Annotated in this window: 15 protein-coding genes; 10 read left to right on the top strand and 5 right to left on the bottom strand. The window is 71.3% G+C overall.

Annotated elements, in window-relative coordinates:
• The first annotated feature begins 161 nt into the window (after positions 1 to 161).
• Positions 162 to 1,349, top strand: coding sequence for a saccharopine dehydrogenase NADP-binding domain-containing protein (locus tag QT196_RS33395; protein WP_266732310.1), 1,188 nt, complete (start codon positions 162 to 164; stop codon positions 1,347 to 1,349).
• Positions 1,350 to 1,374: 25 nt separating this feature from the next.
• Here QT196_RS33395 and QT196_RS33390 read toward each other — a convergent pair whose 3' ends face one another.
• Positions 1,375 to 2,079: an endonuclease V gene (locus QT196_RS33390; RefSeq protein ID WP_168482422.1), complete on the bottom strand. Its 705-nt coding sequence runs from the start codon at positions 2,077 to 2,079 to the stop codon at positions 1,375 to 1,377.
• A 334-nt stretch (positions 2,080 to 2,413) separates the two neighbouring features.
• On the opposite strand from QT196_RS33390, the gene QT196_RS33385 reads away from it, so the two are divergent.
• Both QT196_RS33385 and QT196_RS33380 read left to right on the top strand, forming a co-directional pair.
• Positions 2,414 to 3,835, top strand: a complete 1,422-nt coding sequence (locus QT196_RS33385) for an amidase (protein WP_290356263.1) — start codon at positions 2,414 to 2,416, stop codon at positions 3,833 to 3,835.
• A 177-nt stretch (positions 3,836 to 4,012) separates the two neighbouring features.
• Positions 4,013 to 4,312: a YciI family protein gene (locus QT196_RS33380; RefSeq protein WP_168482420.1), complete on the top strand. Its 300-nt coding sequence runs from the start codon at positions 4,013 to 4,015 to the stop codon at positions 4,310 to 4,312.
• A gap of 98 nt (positions 4,313 to 4,410) precedes the next feature.
• Here the strand turns inward: QT196_RS33380 and QT196_RS33375 are convergent, their stop codons facing one another.
• Positions 4,411 to 5,877: a sugar porter family MFS transporter gene (locus QT196_RS33375; protein ID WP_290356262.1), complete on the bottom strand. Its 1,467-nt coding sequence runs from the start codon at positions 5,875 to 5,877 to the stop codon at positions 4,411 to 4,413.
• Between the two features lie 326 nt (positions 5,878 to 6,203).
• On the opposite strand from QT196_RS33375, the gene QT196_RS33370 reads away from it, so the two are divergent.
• The 3 genes from QT196_RS33370 (at position 6,204) to QT196_RS33360 (ending at position 9,109) form a co-directional block, all read left to right on the top strand.
• Positions 6,204 to 7,109 (top strand): SIS domain-containing protein, encoded by a 906-nt coding sequence (locus QT196_RS33370; protein WP_290356261.1) that lies wholly within the window; start codon positions 6,204 to 6,206, stop codon positions 7,107 to 7,109.
• A gap of 60 nt (positions 7,110 to 7,169) precedes the next feature.
• Positions 7,170 to 8,051 carry a class II fructose-bisphosphate aldolase gene (locus QT196_RS33365; RefSeq protein ID WP_290356260.1) on the top strand — a complete coding sequence of 294 codons (882 nt, stop codon included), beginning with the start codon at positions 7,170 to 7,172 and terminating at the stop codon, positions 8,049 to 8,051.
• 254 nt (positions 8,052 to 8,305) lie between these two features.
• Entirely contained in the window at positions 8,306 to 9,109 is an 804-nt protein-coding gene (locus tag QT196_RS33360; RefSeq protein WP_168482416.1) for a DeoR/GlpR family DNA-binding transcription regulator, read from the top strand.
• Between the two features lie 306 nt (positions 9,110 to 9,415).
• On the opposite strand, the gene QT196_RS33355 is transcribed toward QT196_RS33360, so the two are convergent.
• On the bottom strand, positions 9,416 to 10,210 hold the full coding sequence (locus QT196_RS33355; protein WP_323139133.1) for an SDR family oxidoreductase: 795 nt from the start codon (positions 10,208 to 10,210) through the stop codon (positions 9,416 to 9,418).
• An 847-nt stretch (positions 10,211 to 11,057) separates the two neighbouring features.
• Here QT196_RS33355 and QT196_RS33350 point away from each other — a divergent pair.
• Both QT196_RS33350 and QT196_RS33345 read left to right on the top strand, forming a co-directional pair.
• Positions 11,058 to 11,633 carry a TetR/AcrR family transcriptional regulator gene (locus QT196_RS33350; protein WP_168482415.1) on the top strand — a complete coding sequence of 192 codons (576 nt, stop codon included), beginning with the start codon at positions 11,058 to 11,060 and terminating at the stop codon, positions 11,631 to 11,633.
• A gap of 170 nt (positions 11,634 to 11,803) precedes the next feature.
• Complete coding sequence (locus tag QT196_RS33345; RefSeq protein ID WP_168482414.1) at positions 11,804 to 12,115, top strand: hypothetical protein; 312 nt, start codon at positions 11,804 to 11,806, stop codon at positions 12,113 to 12,115.
• Positions 12,116 to 12,318: 203 nt separating this feature from the next.
• Here QT196_RS33345 and QT196_RS33340 read toward each other — a convergent pair whose 3' ends face one another.
• Positions 12,319 to 12,936, bottom strand: a complete 618-nt coding sequence (locus QT196_RS33340) for a TetR/AcrR family transcriptional regulator (RefSeq protein ID WP_266732299.1) — start codon at positions 12,934 to 12,936, stop codon at positions 12,319 to 12,321.
• Positions 12,937 to 13,105: 169 nt separating this feature from the next.
• On the opposite strand from QT196_RS33340, the gene QT196_RS33335 reads away from it, so the two are divergent.
• Together QT196_RS33335 and QT196_RS33330 are read left to right on the top strand one after the other, a co-directional pair.
• A complete protein-coding gene (locus QT196_RS33335; protein ID WP_290356259.1) occupies positions 13,106 to 14,911 on the top strand; it encodes an FUSC family protein in 1,806 nt (601 codons plus the stop codon).
• Positions 14,912 to 14,998: 87 nt separating this feature from the next.
• Complete coding sequence (locus QT196_RS33330; protein ID WP_168482411.1) at positions 14,999 to 15,505, top strand: MarR family transcriptional regulator; 507 nt, start codon at positions 14,999 to 15,001, stop codon at positions 15,503 to 15,505.
• A gap of 205 nt (positions 15,506 to 15,710) precedes the next feature.
• Here the strand turns inward: QT196_RS33330 and QT196_RS33325 are convergent, their stop codons facing one another.
• The gene (locus tag QT196_RS33325; protein WP_290356258.1) at positions 15,711 to 16,826 is read right to left on the bottom strand and encodes an oxidoreductase; all 1,116 of its coding nucleotides are present in this window, start codon (positions 16,824 to 16,826) and stop codon (positions 15,711 to 15,713) included.
• Positions 16,827 to 16,930 lie beyond the last annotated feature (104 nt).

The raw sequence follows: 16,930 nt of genomic DNA, 5'->3' as shown, positions 1-16,930 counted from the left end.
CGTGAATCTGGCCCTGCTTCCGCACCCTGTCAAGGCGTCATGCCAGACTCCGTACCACCCACAGGGCGGTCAAGAGGGCCGCCAGGAGCGGACCTTGACGGGGCGACGCCGACTGCCGGGGTCCGGGCTCCAGGGCCGGTGGGCGGTCGAGAGGATGCGCGATGCCACGGCAGGACACCTCCGGACGGGCCTATGACCTCGTCCTCTATGGCGCGACCGGTTTCACCGGCGCCCTCACTGCCGCCTACCTGGCCGCCCACGTCCCCAAGGGCTGCCGCTGGGCACTGGCCGGGCGCAGCACCGCCAAACTGGAGCAGCTGCGCGACCGGTTGGCGAAGTCCGACCCGGCCTGCGCCGACCTGCCGCTGCTGCGGGCCGACAGCAGCGACCCCGGCTCACTGCGCGACCTCGCCGCCGGCACCCGGGTGCTGGTGACGACCGTCGGTCCGTATCTGATCCACGGCGAGCCGCTGGTGGCGGCCTGCGCCGCGGCGGGCACCGACTATGTCGATCTGTGCGGTGAGTCGGAGTTCATCGACCGGATGTACGTGCGGCACGATGCGGCGGCCCGCGCGTCCGGCGCACGCCTCGTGCACGCCAGCGGGTTCGACTCCGTCCCGTACGACCTGGGGGTCCACTACACCGTGGGGTTCCTCCCCGAAGGTGTGCCCGTACGCATCGATGGCTTCGTACGGACCAACGCGACGTTCTCCGGCGGCACGCTGAACTCGGCGCTGACCGCCGCCTCACGGCCGGTCGCCATGGCGCGGGCCGCCCGCGAACGTCAGCGGGCCGAAGCGCAGCCGGCCGGCCGTACGGTCCGCGCACCATTCGGCCCGCCGGTACGAAGCAGCGAAACGCGTACCTGGGGCGTGCCGTTGCCGACCCTCGATCCGCAGATCGTCGCCCGCTCGGCCGCGGCGCTGGACCGCTACGGGCCGGACTTCCGCTATCGCCACTACGCAGGGGTGCGGCGGCTGCCGGTCGCCGTCGGCGGCGCCTTGGGGGCGGGGGCGCTGTGTGCGCTCGCCCAGGTGCCGCCCGCGCGGCGCTGGCTGTCGGGGCGTCTGGAGCCGGGCGACGGCCCGAGCCCCGAGCGGCGGGCGCGTAGCTGGTTCAAGGTGCGCTTCGTCGCCGCCGCCGGCGATACCCGCCTGATCACCGAGGTCTCGGGCGGCGACCCCGGCTACGAGGAGACCGCGAAGATGCTCGCCCAGTCGGCGCTCAGCCTGGCCTTCGACGACCTGCCGGAGACCGCGGGTCAAGTGACGACGGCGGTCGCCATGGGGGACGCGTTGACGGCGCGCCTCCAGGAAGCGGGCATCAAATTCGGCGTCGTCCAGGAGTAGCCCGGGCCATACCCCGGGCCCGCTGTTACGCCTCGGCGAGCGCCTTCCGGCACAGTGCGTCGGCGGCCCGGGTCGTCTCCGGAAGGCGGTATGCGGCCGCCAGGTGGAGGGTGTGCGCACAGGCCCGGTCGAGGCCGGTGCGGTGCCCCACGGAGACAAAGACCGGCTTGACGCCCGTTTGGGTACGCAGCGCTCGTCCCACCTCCTCGGTCCCGTCCAGGAGCGGCGAGATGGCGCCGCGCTCCGGGCCAGGAGGGGCGTACCGGAAGGTGAAGGGATTCTTGGCGACGCCGATGGTGGGCAGTCCGGTCAGTACGCCCAGATGGCTGGCGAGCCCGAAGCGGCGCGGGTGCGCCAGCCCGTAGCCGTCGCAGACCACCAGGTCAGGAGTGCGGGCGAGGCGGCCGAGAGCTTCGAGCACGGTGGGGATCTCACGGAAGGCGAGCAGGCCGGGGACGTACGGGAAGGAAATCTGCCCGACGGCGGTGGCCCGGTCGACGACGGCGCGGGTGCGGGCATCCAGGGCGACGGCAGCCGCCGCGACCACGTCTCGTTCATCGTCGTAGGCGACATCCACCCCCACCACAGTGCCCTCGAACCCCGGTACCGGACCCGCTTCATCGAGGCGTACATGGGACCGCAACCGGTCCTGGACCGCACGCGCCTGGGCTTCGTCGGCCGGCCAGTGCCGCAGTTCGTCGCCGCAGGAGATCATTCCGGGAGTGTCCATGATGACCACAACGCTACCGAACCGGTGATCGAGCCCAAGAGCGGGCGGCTCGGCTCAAGGTTCAGGACTCGGCCTTTCAGAGGCCGGGCTTTCAGGGTTCAGGGCTCAGACCGCGGAGTTCAGGCCATGGATTTCCGAGCTCATTGTCAGTGCTGCTCGGTACCGTGCTGAGCATGCACCCGCCCGGTGTTGACGTGGAGGCCCGGCGGCCCGGCGGCGGGCCGGTGCCAGGCACGGGACAGCCGGTCCACGGCGCCACGGTGTCGCCCGCCGGGAAGAGTCCTCCTGCCCGCTCCCCCAACGCCTGCCGCCCCTTCAGCCCCGGAGGTCCTAGATGTCCGACGCGCTTCACGAGCTCGACGCCACCGACCTCGCCGCCCGGCTGCGGCGCCGCGAGGTCTCCGCCCGAGAGGTCGTCCAGGCCCATCTGGACCGCATCGAGCAGATCAATCCGGCCGTCAACGCGATCGTCACCCTCGACCCGGAGGGCGCCCTCGCCGCGGCCGCACGGGCCGATGAGCGACTCGTCCGGGGCGCCGCCGTCCCGCCCCTGCACGGGCTGCCGATCGCCTTCAAGGACACCCGTCTCACCCGCGGTATGCGCACCACACACGGCTCACCGCTCTTCGCCGATCACATCCCGGACGACGACGATCTACTGGTCGACCGGCTCCAGCAGGCGGGCGCCATCCGCCTCGGCAAGACCAACGTCCCCGAATTCGCCGCCGGTTCGCACACCTTCAACGCCGTCTTCGGCACCACCCGCAATCCGTACGACCTCACACGCTCGGCGGGCGGCAGCAGTGGGGGCGCCGCCGCGGCGCTGGCGGCCGGGCTACAGCCGCTCGCCGACGGCAGTGACATGGGCGGCTCACTCCGCAACCCCGCTTCCTTCTGCAACGTGGTCGGGCTGCGGCCGACGCCGGGCCGCGTCCCTTCACCTCCCGGCAGCGACCTCTGGGACACCCTGTCGGTCCCGGGCCCCATGGGGCGGACCGTCGCCGACGCCGCGCTGCTGCTGTCGGCGATGGCCGGCCCGGACCCGCGCTGTCCCCTCAGCCTGGAGACCCCGGGGGCGGCGTTCCGTGTGCCGCTCGACCGCGACCTGCGCGGGCTGCGGATCGCCTGGGCACCCGACCTGGGCGGATACGCACCGGCCGACCCGGAGGTGCTCGCCGTTCTGGAGCCCCAGTTGAGGGTCCTGGAAGAGCTGGGCTGCCGTGTCGACACCGCCTGCCCGGACCTCGCCGGCGCCGACGAGACCTTCCGTACGCTGCGGGCGCACGGCTTCGACCTCGCGCTCGGTGGCCTGCTCGACTCCGACCCGCAGGCCCTCAAACCCAGCATCGTCTGGAACATCGAACAGGGCCGCCGGCTGACCGTGGCCGACCTCCACACCGCCACCACGACCCACAGCCGCCTCTACCTCGGCACGCTGGAATTCTTCTCCGGGTATGACCTTCTCCTCGCCCCGGTCAGCCAAGTCGCGCCCTTCGATGCGGAGTTGGAGTATCCGCGCGAGGTAGCGGGCCGTCCCACGGACAGCTATCTGGACTGGATGCGATCCGCCTACCTCATCTCGGTCCTGGGCGTACCCGCCCTCTCGGTCCCCGCGGGCTTCACCCCGGGCGGCCTGCCCGTGGGGCTCCAGTTCATCGGTCCACCGCGCGCCGATCTCGCCGTCCTCCAGGCCGGTCATGCCTACGAGCGCGCGACACGGCACGGGCGCCGACGCCCGGACCTGCCGACAGCCTGAACCCGACGCCCGCCCCGATCGGTGGTGGGAGCGGCCCGCCCTGCGGGGGGGGAGGGAAGCCGCCGCACCTCGCCCCATTCAACTGCCGAGGCCTTCCCTCCTACCCGCCCTGGCCTGCGCCTTCCCTGCGCGGAGAGATGGCAGAGCGCCGCCCGACACCTCCTCTATATTGCAGTCATGTTCGTACTGGAACTGACCTATACCGCGCCCCTCGAACGCGTCGACGCAGCCCTCGATCAGCATGTGGAGTGGCTTCGGAAGGAGTACGCCGCCGGGCATTTCCTCGCCGCCGGCCGCAAGGTCCCACGGGACGGAGGCGTGATTCTCGCCGCCGGGATGGACCGCGCGACCGTCGAGCGGATCGTTTCCGAGGACCCGTTCACTCTCGCCGGGGTGTGTGAGTACCGGATCACGGAGTTCGTGGCGACGACGACCGCGCCGGCAATGGAGCAGTACCGGGAGCAGCTGCCCTCCTGAGGCGCCTCGCCCGGAGGCTCGGACCGCCGGCCATCCGGCAGTCCGAGCATCGTGCTCACGCCCCGTTCGCGGCATACCGCTCCCGCCAGCCCCGATAGCTACGACGTCGTAGTCGGGGGAACCGCCGAGTCGCCGAGCGAGCGGGGGCTTGCGGTACCAGCCGCAGTCGGCTCGGGCCAACGCCCCCCATTGCGCCAGTAGTCCTGGATCTCCTCCAACTGACGCCCCTTGGTCTCAGGCGCGGTGACGGAGGCGAAGACCAGGGCGGCGAGGGCGAGGACTCCGAGGCCCGCGAAGGTCCGGGCCGCGCCCGCCCAGGCCATCAGTGACGGGAAGAACTGGGCGATCAGAAGATTGGCGACCAGGTCCGCGGTGAGCATCACCGAGGCTCCGGTCGAGCGCAGCTGGGCGGGGAACGCCTCACTCGCATAGACCCAGATCAGCGAGCCGAAGCCGAAGTTGAAGGCCGCGGTGAACAGCAGGATGGCGGCGAACCCCACCCAGGTCGTCGCCCCCTGGAGCTCGCCGGTGCCGAAGACGGCCGTCAGGACGGCGAGCATGACAGCCATCGTGCCGATGCCGGAGAGCAGCACCACCCGGCGGCCGAGCCGGTCGATGATGAGGATGGCGAGCACCGTCGCGGCCAGCGAGGCGAGTTGGACGAACGACGGCAGCAGGAAGTTCTGGCCGTTGCCGGTGAACCCCATCTCCTCGAAGATCTGCGGGCTGTAGTACGTCACGGCGTTGATGCCGGTGATCTGGCAGAAGAACCCGAGGCCGACGACGAAGACCGCGGCGCGGGCGTAGGGCTTGCGCAGCAACGAGCGCGCCGACCCACCGCTCTCCTCGGCGAGCGCGGCTTCCACAGCGGCGACCTCCGCATGCGGATCGACATCGGGGTCGGTCATGGCCATGACCTCGACGGCGCGTTCCGTCCGCCCCTTGAGGACGTACCAGCGCGGGGTGTCCGGCAGCCGGAGCAGCGGAATCAGGACGAGCGCGGCGGGGACCGCGGAGAGGCCGAGCATCCAGCGCCAGTGCCCACCCCCGGACAGACCCCAGTTGACGAAGTACGTGAGCACGATGCCCGCGACCGTGGCCACTTGGTAGGCGGCGACGGAGGCTCCGCGAATACGTGCCGGGGTCGATTCGGCGATATAGAGCGGGGCGGCGACGATCGAGATGCCGATGGCGGCGCCGAGCAGGAAGCGAACGATGTCCAGCACGACGACATTGGGTGCGACCGCGGAGAGAGCCACGAAGACGGCGTACGAGCCGGCCACGATCAGCATCGCGACCTTACGGCCCAGGGCGTCGGCGAGCTTGCCGCCGATCAGCGCGCCGACGATGGAGCCGAACACCAAAATGCTGTTGACCAGGCCCTTTTCGGTCTCGGTGAGATGGAAGTCCTTGCTCAGGAACACCAGGGCGCCGGAGATGCTGCCGGTGTCGTAGCCATAGATGACGCCGACGACCGCGCCGGTGAGCGCGAACAGTCTGCCGGTGCGGTGGGTGGTCTTGGAGGACGGCGGCGGAGGCGTCGCCGAGAGCGTGGCAATGGACATGGGAAGTCCTCTGTGCGGCGGAGCGGGCCTTGCTGCATGCCGAATCGCGCATGACTGATCATGCGAGTATTCGGCGCTTTTCACGCAGCTGTCAACAGCTTCTTGCATCCCTCTCCGCCAACCGCCCACCCCACATCAACCCCGCCTCTGCCTTGCCCAAGCGGACCATTCGAGTCCCCACTCCCGCGCTCCCCTCTGGCGCATCCACTCGTACGAGGGATGGATCGCGATCGGATTCCTGCGTACAGTCGATTGCAACAAAGCCAAAGATTGCAGTTTCACGCAACATCTCTTCATTCCATTGCCACATCACGGGAGGGTGGGCCATGAGCGAGACCTCGTACATGGAGCAGGAGCTGGGCAGCCAGCCGGAGACCTGGCGGCAGGCCGCACGGATCGGAGCAGCGGCGGGGCCCCTGCCGAAGCCCGGTCAGCGGGTGGCCGTCGTCGGCTGCGGCACCTCATGGTTCATGGCCCAGTCGTATGCGGCGCTCCGCGAGGCGGCCGGACAGGGTGTGACGGATCCGTTCGCCGCCTCCGAGGCCTTCCTCGGCAGCGACCGCGGCTATGACGCGGTGGTGGCGATCACCCGCTCCGGCACCACGACCGAGGTGCTGCGGGTACTCGACGCCGTCAAGGGGCGCATCCCGACGGTGACGATCATCGGTGACCCCGAGACGCCGGCGGTGGCGCTCTCCGACGAGACGGTCGCGCTGCCGTTCGCCGACGAGAAGTCGGTGGTGCAGACACGGTTCGCGACGACGGCGCTGACTCTGCTGCGCGCGCACCTCGGCGAGGACATCTCCCGTGCGGTGGCCGACGCGGAGGAGGCGCTTGCCGCGCGGGTGGACAAGGAGTGGGTGTACGCCGAGCAGTTCTCCTTCCTCGGCTCGGGATGGACGTTCGGCCTGGCCAATGAGGCGGCGCTCAAGATGCGGGAGGCAGCGCAGAGTTGGACGGAGTCCTACCCCGCGATGGAGTACCGCCACGGTCCGATCGCGATAGCGGCACCCGGCCGGGTGACCTGGCTGTTCGGGCAGGCACCGGAGGGGCTGGAGGCCGATGTGGCGCGGACGGGTGCGCGGTTTGTGCACCATGCGCGCGATCCGTTGGCGGATCTGGTGCTGGTCCAGCGGGTGGCGCTGGAGCGAGCCCGCGCCCGCGGCCTGGACCCGGACAACCCGCGCAGCCTGACCCGTTCGGTGATGCTCGAGACGCCGGCCGCCTCGTAGCCGCCCACCTCACCCCTCTCAACCAGCCCTGCCCGCAAGGGAGAAGGGAGCCGGCATCCCATGCCACTCGTTCCGACCTCATCGATCGTCGACGCCGCGCGTGAGGCGCGGGTCGGTGCCGCGGCCTTCAACGTCATCCACCTGGAAACCGCCGAGGCGCTCGTCACCGCCGCCGAGCACACCGGTATCCCACTGATCCTTCAGATCAGCGAGAACTGCATCCGTTACCACGGCAGTCTGCTGCCCATCACCCGCGCCACGCTCGCCCTCGCCGAGGGCTCCACGGCCCGGATCGCGGTCCACCTCGACCACATCACCGATGCGGACCTCGTCCGTCAGGGCATCACCGCCGGGGTGGGGTCCGTCATGGTGGACGCCTCCGCTCTTCCCTACGAGGAGAACGTCGCCACCACCGCCGACCTCGCCGCCTGGTGCCATGAACGCGACGCCTACGTCGAGGCCGAACTCGGCGAGGTCGGCGGCAAGGACGGGGTCCACGCGCCCGGGGTGCGTACGGACCCGGACGAGGCCCTGGCCTTCGTCCGCGCGACGGGCGTGGATGCCCTCGCCGTGGCCGTCGGCTCCTCCCATGCGATGCATGAACGCACGGCCGTACTGGACAAGGACCTCATCACGGCCCTGCACACCGCCCTGCCGGTGCCGCTGGTCCTGCACGGCTCTTCGGGTGTGCCGGATGAGGAGCTGCGCCGTGCCATCTCTGCCGGAATGACGAAGATCAATATCTCCACGCATCTGGTCTCCGTCTTCACCCACTCAATACGGCGGACGCTGGGCGCCGATCCCTCGCTCGTCGACTCCCGCAAGTACGTCAAGCCGGCCCGGGAGGCGGTGACCGAGGAAGCGGCGAGGCTACTGGGTGTGCTGGGCACTCCGGCGACGGTCCCGGGCCGGTACGCGGTCCAGGCATCGGCTCGGGGGTGAGCCCGTGGACTCGATGATCGCCCTGGGCATACTCCGTGACGAGCCCATGGCGAGACCGTGACGGCAGAACCTCCGCGACGGATCCCGGCATGGCGCCCCACCGCCCGGGGCCGCCGCCCCGGCATCGGCGGTGTCCGTCGGTGCCCGGCGGGACCTCTGCTGTGTCCGGCGGTGTCCGGCGGGGCCTCTTCGGTGTTCGGCGGGGGCTCTACCGCGCGTCACCGTGGTGTGCCGAAACGAATTAGGCTCGCGTCATGAAGCGCCATGAACGGATGAACGCACTGCTTGAGCTGCTCGGAGACCGAGGCCGGGTGGACGTCGAGGAGGCGGCGACCGCGCTGGAGGTTTCGGCCGCCACGATGCGACGCGACATGGACGCCCTCGCCGAACAGCAACTGCTGACCCGCACCCGGGGCGGGGCGGTGCTCAGTTCCGTGGCGTACGACCTGCCGATCCGCTACAAGCACGCTCACCGGTCGGAGGAGAAGGAGGCGGTGGCGAAAGCCGCGGCGAAGCTGGTCGAGCGGGGTGACGTGGTCGGGCTGAGCGGTGGCACGACGACCACGGCGATCGCCCGGGTGCTCGCCACCCGTCCGGACTTTTCGGAGGCCGGACCGCAACCGCACCTGACGATTGTCACCAACTCCCTCAACATCGCCAATGAGCTGGCCGTCCGGCCGCAGATCAAGATCGTGCTCACCGGCGGGGTTGCGCACTCGCGTTCGTTCGAACTCGTGGGTCCGTTCAGCGAGTTGGTGCTTCAGCAGATCTCCATCGACATCGCCTTCATCGGGGCCAATGGCATGGACCCGATGATGGGGGCGACGGTGCACGACGAAGCGGAGGCCCGGGTCAACCGCCTCATGGCCGAGCGCGCCCGGCGTGCCGTGGTCGTCGCGGACTCGTCGAAAATCGGTGAGCGCTGCTTCGCCCGGGTCGGCGACGCGGATGTCTTTGACACGTTCATCACGGACAACGGAGCGAAGGAGCCAACCCGCCGCGAATTCGCGGACCGGGGCCTGAAGGTGGTGACGGCCCGCCCGTCCACCGGCGAGTGACGCACCGGCCGGGCCCGCGGGTGGCAGGGCAGGCACGGCGTTGCCTGGGAAGTACATGGCGTGTGGGGCTGCCGGGGTGCGCCTTTTGACGGGGCTTCCCCGGTGCATGGTGCGGCAGGACGGCCCCGGCGCAGAGCGTGACGAGGCTGCCCCAGTCCGCGGCATGACCGAGCTTCCCCGGGCCCGCTGTACGACAAAGGTCCCCCAAGGTGCGTCGCGGGGAGGGGCCTTTCCGTCCGCCGCGTAGCCGGGCTTCGCCGGATGCGCCGCGTAGCCCGGGGTATAGCCAGGGCTCCTGGTTGGTGGTTACCAGGTGTTGTCTCCGCGGAGAACGGCGTCGGCGCCGCCGTCGAGGAAGATGACCTGGCCGGTGACGTGGGTGTTCTCGGGGGAGGTCAGCCAGGCGAGCAGTGGGGCGACCTGTTCGGGGCGGGCGTGGCCGTGCAGGGGCATGGGGATGCCGGCGTCGATGGCCTTACGTGTTTCGGCGTCGGCGAGCATGGGCTCGGTCATGGGGGTCACGGTCGTGCCGGGGGCGACGGCGTTGAGGGGGATGCCGGCGGCGGCCCAGTCGTCGGAGATGGCCGTACGGCGGAGCCAGCGGGCGATCGCCTGCTTGGAAGCGCCGTAGATCGCATATCCCTCGCCCCGGTCGACGGCGGCCTGGGCGGCGGCCACGGCTGCCTCTTCGTCGCCTGCGAGCGCCGCGTCGACGATGGCCTGGTCGGCCGGGTGGATCGAGGCGACGGACGAGAGCAGTACGGCGCGCGGGTCGGTACCGGCGGCGAGCAGCGGGCGCAGCCCTTCGAGGGTGGCGACGACACCGAAGTAGTTGACCTGGACGGTGCGCGGGACGAAGTGGGCGAGGCCGGCGCAGGCGATCACGGCGTCGAGTCGGCCGTCAGTCAACTCGTGGGCACGGTCGACCAGTTGGATACGTCCGTCGGGCGTGGCGAGGTCTGCGGAGATGTCGGTGTCCTTGAGGTCGGCACCGATCACGGTGTGGCCGTGTTCGCGGAGGTGGGCGACGGTGGCCTTGCCTATGCCGGACGCGGCTCCGGTGACTAGGTAGGTACGGGGCATGGGCACCGGCGTGGACATGGTCGGCTCCTTCGCTGACACGTTCTGGTTCTGGCTACGGCCATGGCTATGGCCGGGCTGGGGCTGGGCTGGGCTGGGGCTGGGGATTTGGCTCGGGTTCTGGTTTTGGCTCCGGTTTCCGGTTCGGTTCTGACCCGTTGTGCAGGGCGAATCGGTCGAACCGTCCTTGCGGGTCGGGTGGTTGGGCGGACTGAGTGGGCTGGGTGGACCTCATGGTTGGCGCGGAATGCATCGTCGATACAGAACGCATGGTTGGCGCGAGCGGGTGTCGGTGCGGATGCATGGTCGGCGCAGACACGTGGTCGGTGCGGATGCGTGGTCGGTGCGGATGCGTGGTCGGTGCCGAACGCAGGGCATTTGCTGGGCGGATCGGTGCGCCGGCCGTGCCGTGTGCCGATTCACGGGCTCGTACCAGTCCATGCGGTGGGCCGTTCTAGTCGGTGGTCGGTCCGTGCGGCGTGCCTGTGCATGCAGTGGGCCGGTCCGTATGGCGTGCCGGTCCGTGCGTTGGATCGGTCCGCGCCGTGGGCCGTTCTGGTCGGTGGGCCGTTGCCGTCGGGGGCGGTGCGCCGTTCGCCCGCCCATCGGTGGGGTGAGTGCCGTGGGTGTTCGGGGTCGAGATGGGCGGGGCGGGGTCGGGGCGAAAGCGGACAGCAGTCGAGCGCCGGCGACGGGCAGACGGGGGTCGGGGGCAGGTAGGGGCCGGGTGGTCCAGGGGGCGGTGCCAACATAGCGGGTTTTTGGCATGATGTGCCAGGGAGCTGGTTTGTGACAGAAAATGCCCTGGTAGACATGACGGCCGGACGATCTGGAGGGGTGGATGACGGCAGCGCGAGGTAGGCCATCGTTGACCGAGCGGCGGCGGCAGGAGACCCGGCTGGAGATTGCCGAGACCGCGGCGGCGCTGTTTTCGGACCAGGGGTATGAGGCGACGACGGTCGAGGACATCGCGTCGGGGGCCGGCATTTCGCTGCGGACCTTCTACCGCTACTGCGCGGCGAAGGAGGACGCGCTGACACCCGTCATGACGTCCAGCGTCGGTGTGCTCGTCGAGGAGCTGGCCAGGCGCCCCGTCGATGAGCCGCTGAGCAGCGCCGTGCAGGCGTCGTTCACCTCGTCTGCCGCGGCCCGGCAGCTCGCGGACCGCGAACAGGCCCGCCGGCTGGTGCGGGTCATGGGCACCGTCCCAGCCATTCGGATGCGGTGGCTCGCTGCGGGGCGGGAGATGCAGGACCAGTTGGTGCCGGTGCTCGCGGCGCGCAAGGGCGCATCGGAGGACAGCATGGAGGTACGGCTCCTGGCCTGCGCCTTGCTCGACGCGATCAGCGTCGCCATGGAGCACTGGGCCTGGCAGGACGAACCGGAGGACGTCGCGGAGCTGACCCGCCGCGCAGTGCACTACCTGCGTATCGACGAGTTGTAGCCCGGCCGGCCCGGCCTTGTTCCGAAAGGGTTGCCGCTATGTAGCGCTTGTGTCCCTGTGTGGCCCCCGGGGCTGATTTCCATTGGGCGGGTATGGACAATGGGGAATGAACGTGCGAACACGGTAGGGGTTCGCGAGGGAATTCCAAGGCTTTCAACGGGGGAGATCACGTGCGGAAGATCATCGCCATAGCACTGGCAACCGTGGCGTGCAGCGCCTCGCTGACCCTGGTCACCGCCTCGGAAGCGTCCGCCACGGGCCGGGCGCCGCAGTGCGTCAAGGTGCGGAAGTACTTCAACAAGGGCCACCAGCGTTATGTCCGCCTGTCGAATCTGTGCACTCAGCGGACCTCGTGCTTCACCATCGTCGTCCCGTATCACCGCGACCCCCATGGCAGGCTCCTCAAGGGCACGACCAAGGACATCCACTACGGCACGACCGGGACGCCGCGGGCCCTGTTCGTGAAGAACACTCCCTGCTGAGCAGGCACGGCCGAGGGGTCGGAGTACGGCCTCAGGGCCGGGCGCGGCGGTAGCCCGGGACCATGCCCGCCGCCGGGATGGCGCCCGCCGCCAGGACCGCGCAGGCCGCCGGGACCACGCTCGCCACCAGGGCCATGACCGCCGCCACGCCCCCGCCAGGGCCGCTAGCACCGACGGGACCTCGCCCGTTGCCGAAGAGCGCGTCAGGCGCGTACGGCGATGCCGTCCAGCACCATCGAGAGGTACTGGCGGGCGATCTCCTCGGGGCTGTGCTGCCCGCCCGGCCGGTACCAGCTCGCCGCGACCCAGACAGTGTCGCGGACGAAGCGGTAGGTGAGCCGGATGTCGAGGTCCGCACGGAACGCCCCGTCGGCCACGCCGCGTTCCAGGGTGCCGAGCCAGGCCGTTTTGAACTTCTGCTGGGAGTCGGTGAGGTAGCCGAAGCGGGGCTGGGCGGCGAGGTGCTTGGACTCCTTCTGGTAGATGGCGACGGCCGCGCGGTGCCGGTCGATCTCCCGGAAGGACTCGGTGACCAGGGCTTCGATGGTCTCCCTGGGACCGAGACCGGCGGCGAGTACGGCGTCGTAGCCGTCCCACAGCTCGGTCAGGAAGCTGGACAGGATCTCGTCCAGCATCGATTCCTTCGAGTCGAAGTGGTAGTAGAGGCTGCCCGCGAGCATGCCGGCTTCGTCCGCGATGCGGCGGACGGTGGTGGCGTTGTAGCCCTGTGCGGCGAAGACGTCCGCCGCGATGGTGAGCAGTTCGCGGCGCCGCTCGGGCGAGGCACTCGCGGTCGTCGACTTCTTCTTGGCGGCTGGCACCCGGCCATTGTCACCCTCCGCGCCACCCGGCTTGTCGCCCGCTCGTCGATCGCCTTTCTCCCGCCGGTCGCCGGGGCCTCCTCCTGCCGGACGCGCCTCCGGCTCGTCGGATGCGTGCGCGGCCCGGCGTCACATATTTCACGAGTAAAACACCTGCTAACATTCCCCTATGGGAAAGCACGGCAAGCCGTCCGGTACCAGTGCGCACGATGCTCCGGGGAGCGTGGTGCGCGCCCGGCCGTTGCCGGTCAGGAGTGCGGTGCGGCTGCGGCGGCCCGTCGATATCTGGCACAAGCCGGCGCTCAGTGCGCTGGTGGCGCTGGCGATACCCGATTTCACGCTGTACGCACTGGGGCGGCTGGATCTGATCCTGTACACCTCGGCGGGGGCGATGTGCGCGCTGTATGCGCACGGTCTGCCGTATGCGGCGCGTGCCCGCACGCTGCCGTGGGTGGTGCTCGGCATGGTCGCGAGCCTCGGCGTCGCGCTGACCGCCGCATCGCTGATCGCCTCGACCGCGCTGCTGGTCGTGTGCGCCTCGCTGGTCGCCGCGGCCCACAAGGTGGTCTGTGACGCGACGCGTATCGGCCCGCCGGGCAACGTCATCCTGACCTTCATCACCGCCACGGCGTTCTTCGTGCCGCAGCACCTCGGGCAGGTGCCCCTGCACCTGGCCCTGGCGCTCGGCACCGGGGTACTCGCCTGGCTGGTCTGTATGGCTCCGGCGCTGATACGGCCGCAGGGGCCCGAGCGGATCGTGGTCGCCCGCGCGCTGGTGGCCGCCGCGGGGCTGCTGCGTACGGAGGCGGGCACCGGCGGCGGGGTACCGGCCGGGGTGGCGCACGCCCGTCATGCCGCCGCGGCCGCGGTGAACGCCGCCTGGCACACGCTGTTCCTGGTCCCGGTGCGTACCCCGGACCAGGCCACGGCGCGGGCCGGGCTCGAACGGCTGCTGGTGCGCGCCGAGTCGGCGTTGGGGCGTACGGGGCACGCCGGGGACGTGGCCGCCCAGGGCGCACCGTATGAAGCGGGGTTCGCGGGGGCCGAGGCCGAGCGGCTCGGGGGCTGGGCGCGTGAGCTGCGCGGCGGGCGGCCGTTGCCCGAGGTGGCGTTGTCCGCGGCGCAGGCCGAGGAGTTGGCGGGTGTCGCCGTGGAGGCGTGGGGGCCGCGGCGGCCCGGGCCCGGTCATCCGCGCGGGGTGCGGGCGGTGCTCGCCCGGTTGGCGCCCGGGTCACCGCTGCTGCCCATCGGCGCGCGGGTCGCCGTGGGGTGTGTACTGGCGGGCTGGGCGTCGATGGCCGTCGGGGTCGGGCATCCGTATTGGGCCGTGGTCACGGCGGCCTCCATCTATCAGGCCAACACCACGCTCTCCTGGCAGCGGGCCCTTCAGCGCACTCTCGGCAATCTGCTCGGGCTGCTCCTCTACACCGCACTGCTGCCGCTGCTGCACCTCGGACCGCTCGCGATGATCGCGCTCGCGCTGGCCTGTCAGCTCGGCGCGGAGGCCACGATCACCCGTAACTACTGGCTCGGTTCGGTGTGGGTGACCCCGATGGCGCTGCTGCTGACCGAATTCGGCAGTCAGGTGCCGGCGACGACGCTGATCGCCGACCGCTGGCTCGACACCGTGGTGGGGGCGGCATTGGGGCTGGCCTGCTGCGTCCTCGTCGCCAACCGGCGTGCCGCGGACCGTATCGAGGTGGCGCTGGAGCGGGTCGCGGCCGCGGAGGCCGTCGCGTCCCGGCTGCTCCGGGAGGGAGCCGGGACCGGCGTGGACGAGGCCAGGGAAGTCGGCTGGGCCCGTGACCGGCTGGCGGGATGTCTGGTCGAGCTCCGGGAGGCGGTGGAGGTCGCGGCCGGTGAGTGGTGGCAGCGGGCCGTTCCGGAGGAGCGCATCGTCCACGCCGAACAGCGAGGCCACCGGGCGCTGGCCGGTCTTGTCCGGCGGCTCACGGCGCCGACACTTGCCGCCTGACCCGTGCGCCCGATCGGCACCGTACGGCAGGCACAATTAGGGCGCCGCGCCCTGGGGGCGTACGGCACGGCCGAGAGGAGAGTGCGGGTGACCGAGGACATCGTCGCGGGGGTGCTGCGCCAGTGGCAGCAGGTGCACCCCGGGCTGGACACCGGCCCGATGGCGGTGATCGGGCGGCTCAACCGCTGTTCCGCGCTGCTTCAGCAGGCGGCCGACGCGCCGCTGCGGAGGGCCGGACTCACCCGGCCCGAGTTCGACATCCTCGGCACCTTGCGCCGGATGGACCGCGAGCTGACCCCCGGGCGGGTGGCACGCGAGACCTTCGCCTCCGGTGCCGCGGTCACCAAACGGGTACGGCAGTTGGAGGAGCGCGGGCTGATCGTCCGCCGCCCCGACGGCCGGGACCGCCGCGTCAGCCATCTCTCGCTCTCCGACGAGGGACGCGACACCATCGACCGGCTGCTGCCCGAACAGCTGCGGTACGAGGCGTCGCTGCTCGCCGGCATCGGCACCGAGCGGCAGGAGGAACTCTCCACGTCGCTGGGCGAGTTGCTGGTGGTCCTGGAGGGACGGCTCGGCAGCCTGCTGGACTGAGGCCTACGGGCGGCGGGCGGGCGGGTAGCCCGGGACAGGCGGCGGGCAGCGGGCCACGGGGCGCCGCTTGGGCGGGAGGGCAGCCCGGAGGGCAGCCCCGGCCGACGGGCGCGTGGGCGCGCGACGGGAACGGCGAGCGACCGGCCGGAGTATCGGGCGCGCCAAGGCCAGCACGCCCTGGCCGAGCCGGCCTGCCACCCCACCCTCACCACCCCAGCCGGGCAATCCTCCCCTTCTCCCCCGCGGCCCAGCAGCCCAGGTCGGGGGCGCAGTCGACGGTGTCGTACGAGCCGGTGTCGAAGGTGTGCCAGGTGTGGCCGCCGTCGAGGGTCAGATCGCTGCCGGTGGGGCCGACCGCCAGGGCGAGGTGGCGGGAGTGCGGGAGCCAGGCGGCGCCGGAGCGGTACGCCTTCGGGGGTGCGGCGGCCGGTGTCCAGGTGGCGCCGGCGTCGTCGCTGACCGCGGCGGCGTGTGGTGAGGGCTGGTCGGCGCGGTAGTCGCCGCCGACCGCGAGGGCGTGGCCGCGGTCGCGGACGGCGAGGGCGAAGATGCCGCGCGCCGGGTCGCCAGCGGGCAGCGGGGTGTCGGTGACGGTCCAGGTGCGGCCGCGGTCGGCGGTGCGCAGGACGCGGGCGGTGGCCGCGCCGCCGGTCGCGATCCAGGCGTCACGGCTGCCGGCGGAGACCAGGCACTGGCCGCTGGCGGCGAATGCGGCCTCGCCCTGCTGGGCCGGTGGCATCCCGTCCGACGGCAGGACCCGCCAACTGCGGCCGCCGTCCCCGGTGGACAGGATGCGGTACTTGCCATCCACGGGGTCGCTGAGCGCGATGCCGTGCCGCCGGTCGAAGAAGGTCAGGCAGTCGTAGAAGGCACGGGGGTCGGGGTTGCGGAAGCTTTCGGTCCAGGTGGCGCCCGCGTCATCGGTGCGGAAGACGCGGGAGGCCGCACCCTCGCCGATCGCGAGGACGACCGCGCGGCGCGCATCGAGCGCCTCGATGTCGCGGAACTCCAAGGCGTCGGCACCGGGTGGGGAGACGTTGCGCCAGTGCTTGCCGCCGTCCTGGGTGCGCAGCACGGCACCGCCGGTGCCCGCGACCCAGGCGGTCGTACGGCTGACGGCGGCCAGACCGCGGAAGCGGGCGGTGCTGCCACTGTCCTTGAGCCGCCAGCCGCCGTGCGGGGTGGTGAACGAACCCGCCGTCAGCAGATCACGGGCCGGGGCGGGCGTCGTCGCATGCGAGGCCGCGGCGGACGTCATCCCGTAGGAGGCCGGGGAAGAGGTCGCGCCCACGGGGGCGTTCGCCGGCCGGGCCACGGCCACGGAGCCGGCCGCGAGTGTGGCGAGGGCCGCCGCACCGGCCGTGAGCGCCGCCCGGCGTCCGACACCGCGTGGACGCGTCCCCCGCCCCTTCCTCTGATCTGAGC

The sequence above is a fragment of the Streptomyces sp. P9-2B-2 genome (genome assembly GCF_030406865.1).
GTDB classification, from domain to species: domain Bacteria; phylum Actinomycetota; class Actinomycetes; order Streptomycetales; family Streptomycetaceae; genus Streptomyces; species Streptomyces platensis.
Note: the sequence above shows the minus strand (reverse complement) of the source record. Positions and strands in the feature narration are given on the sequence as shown.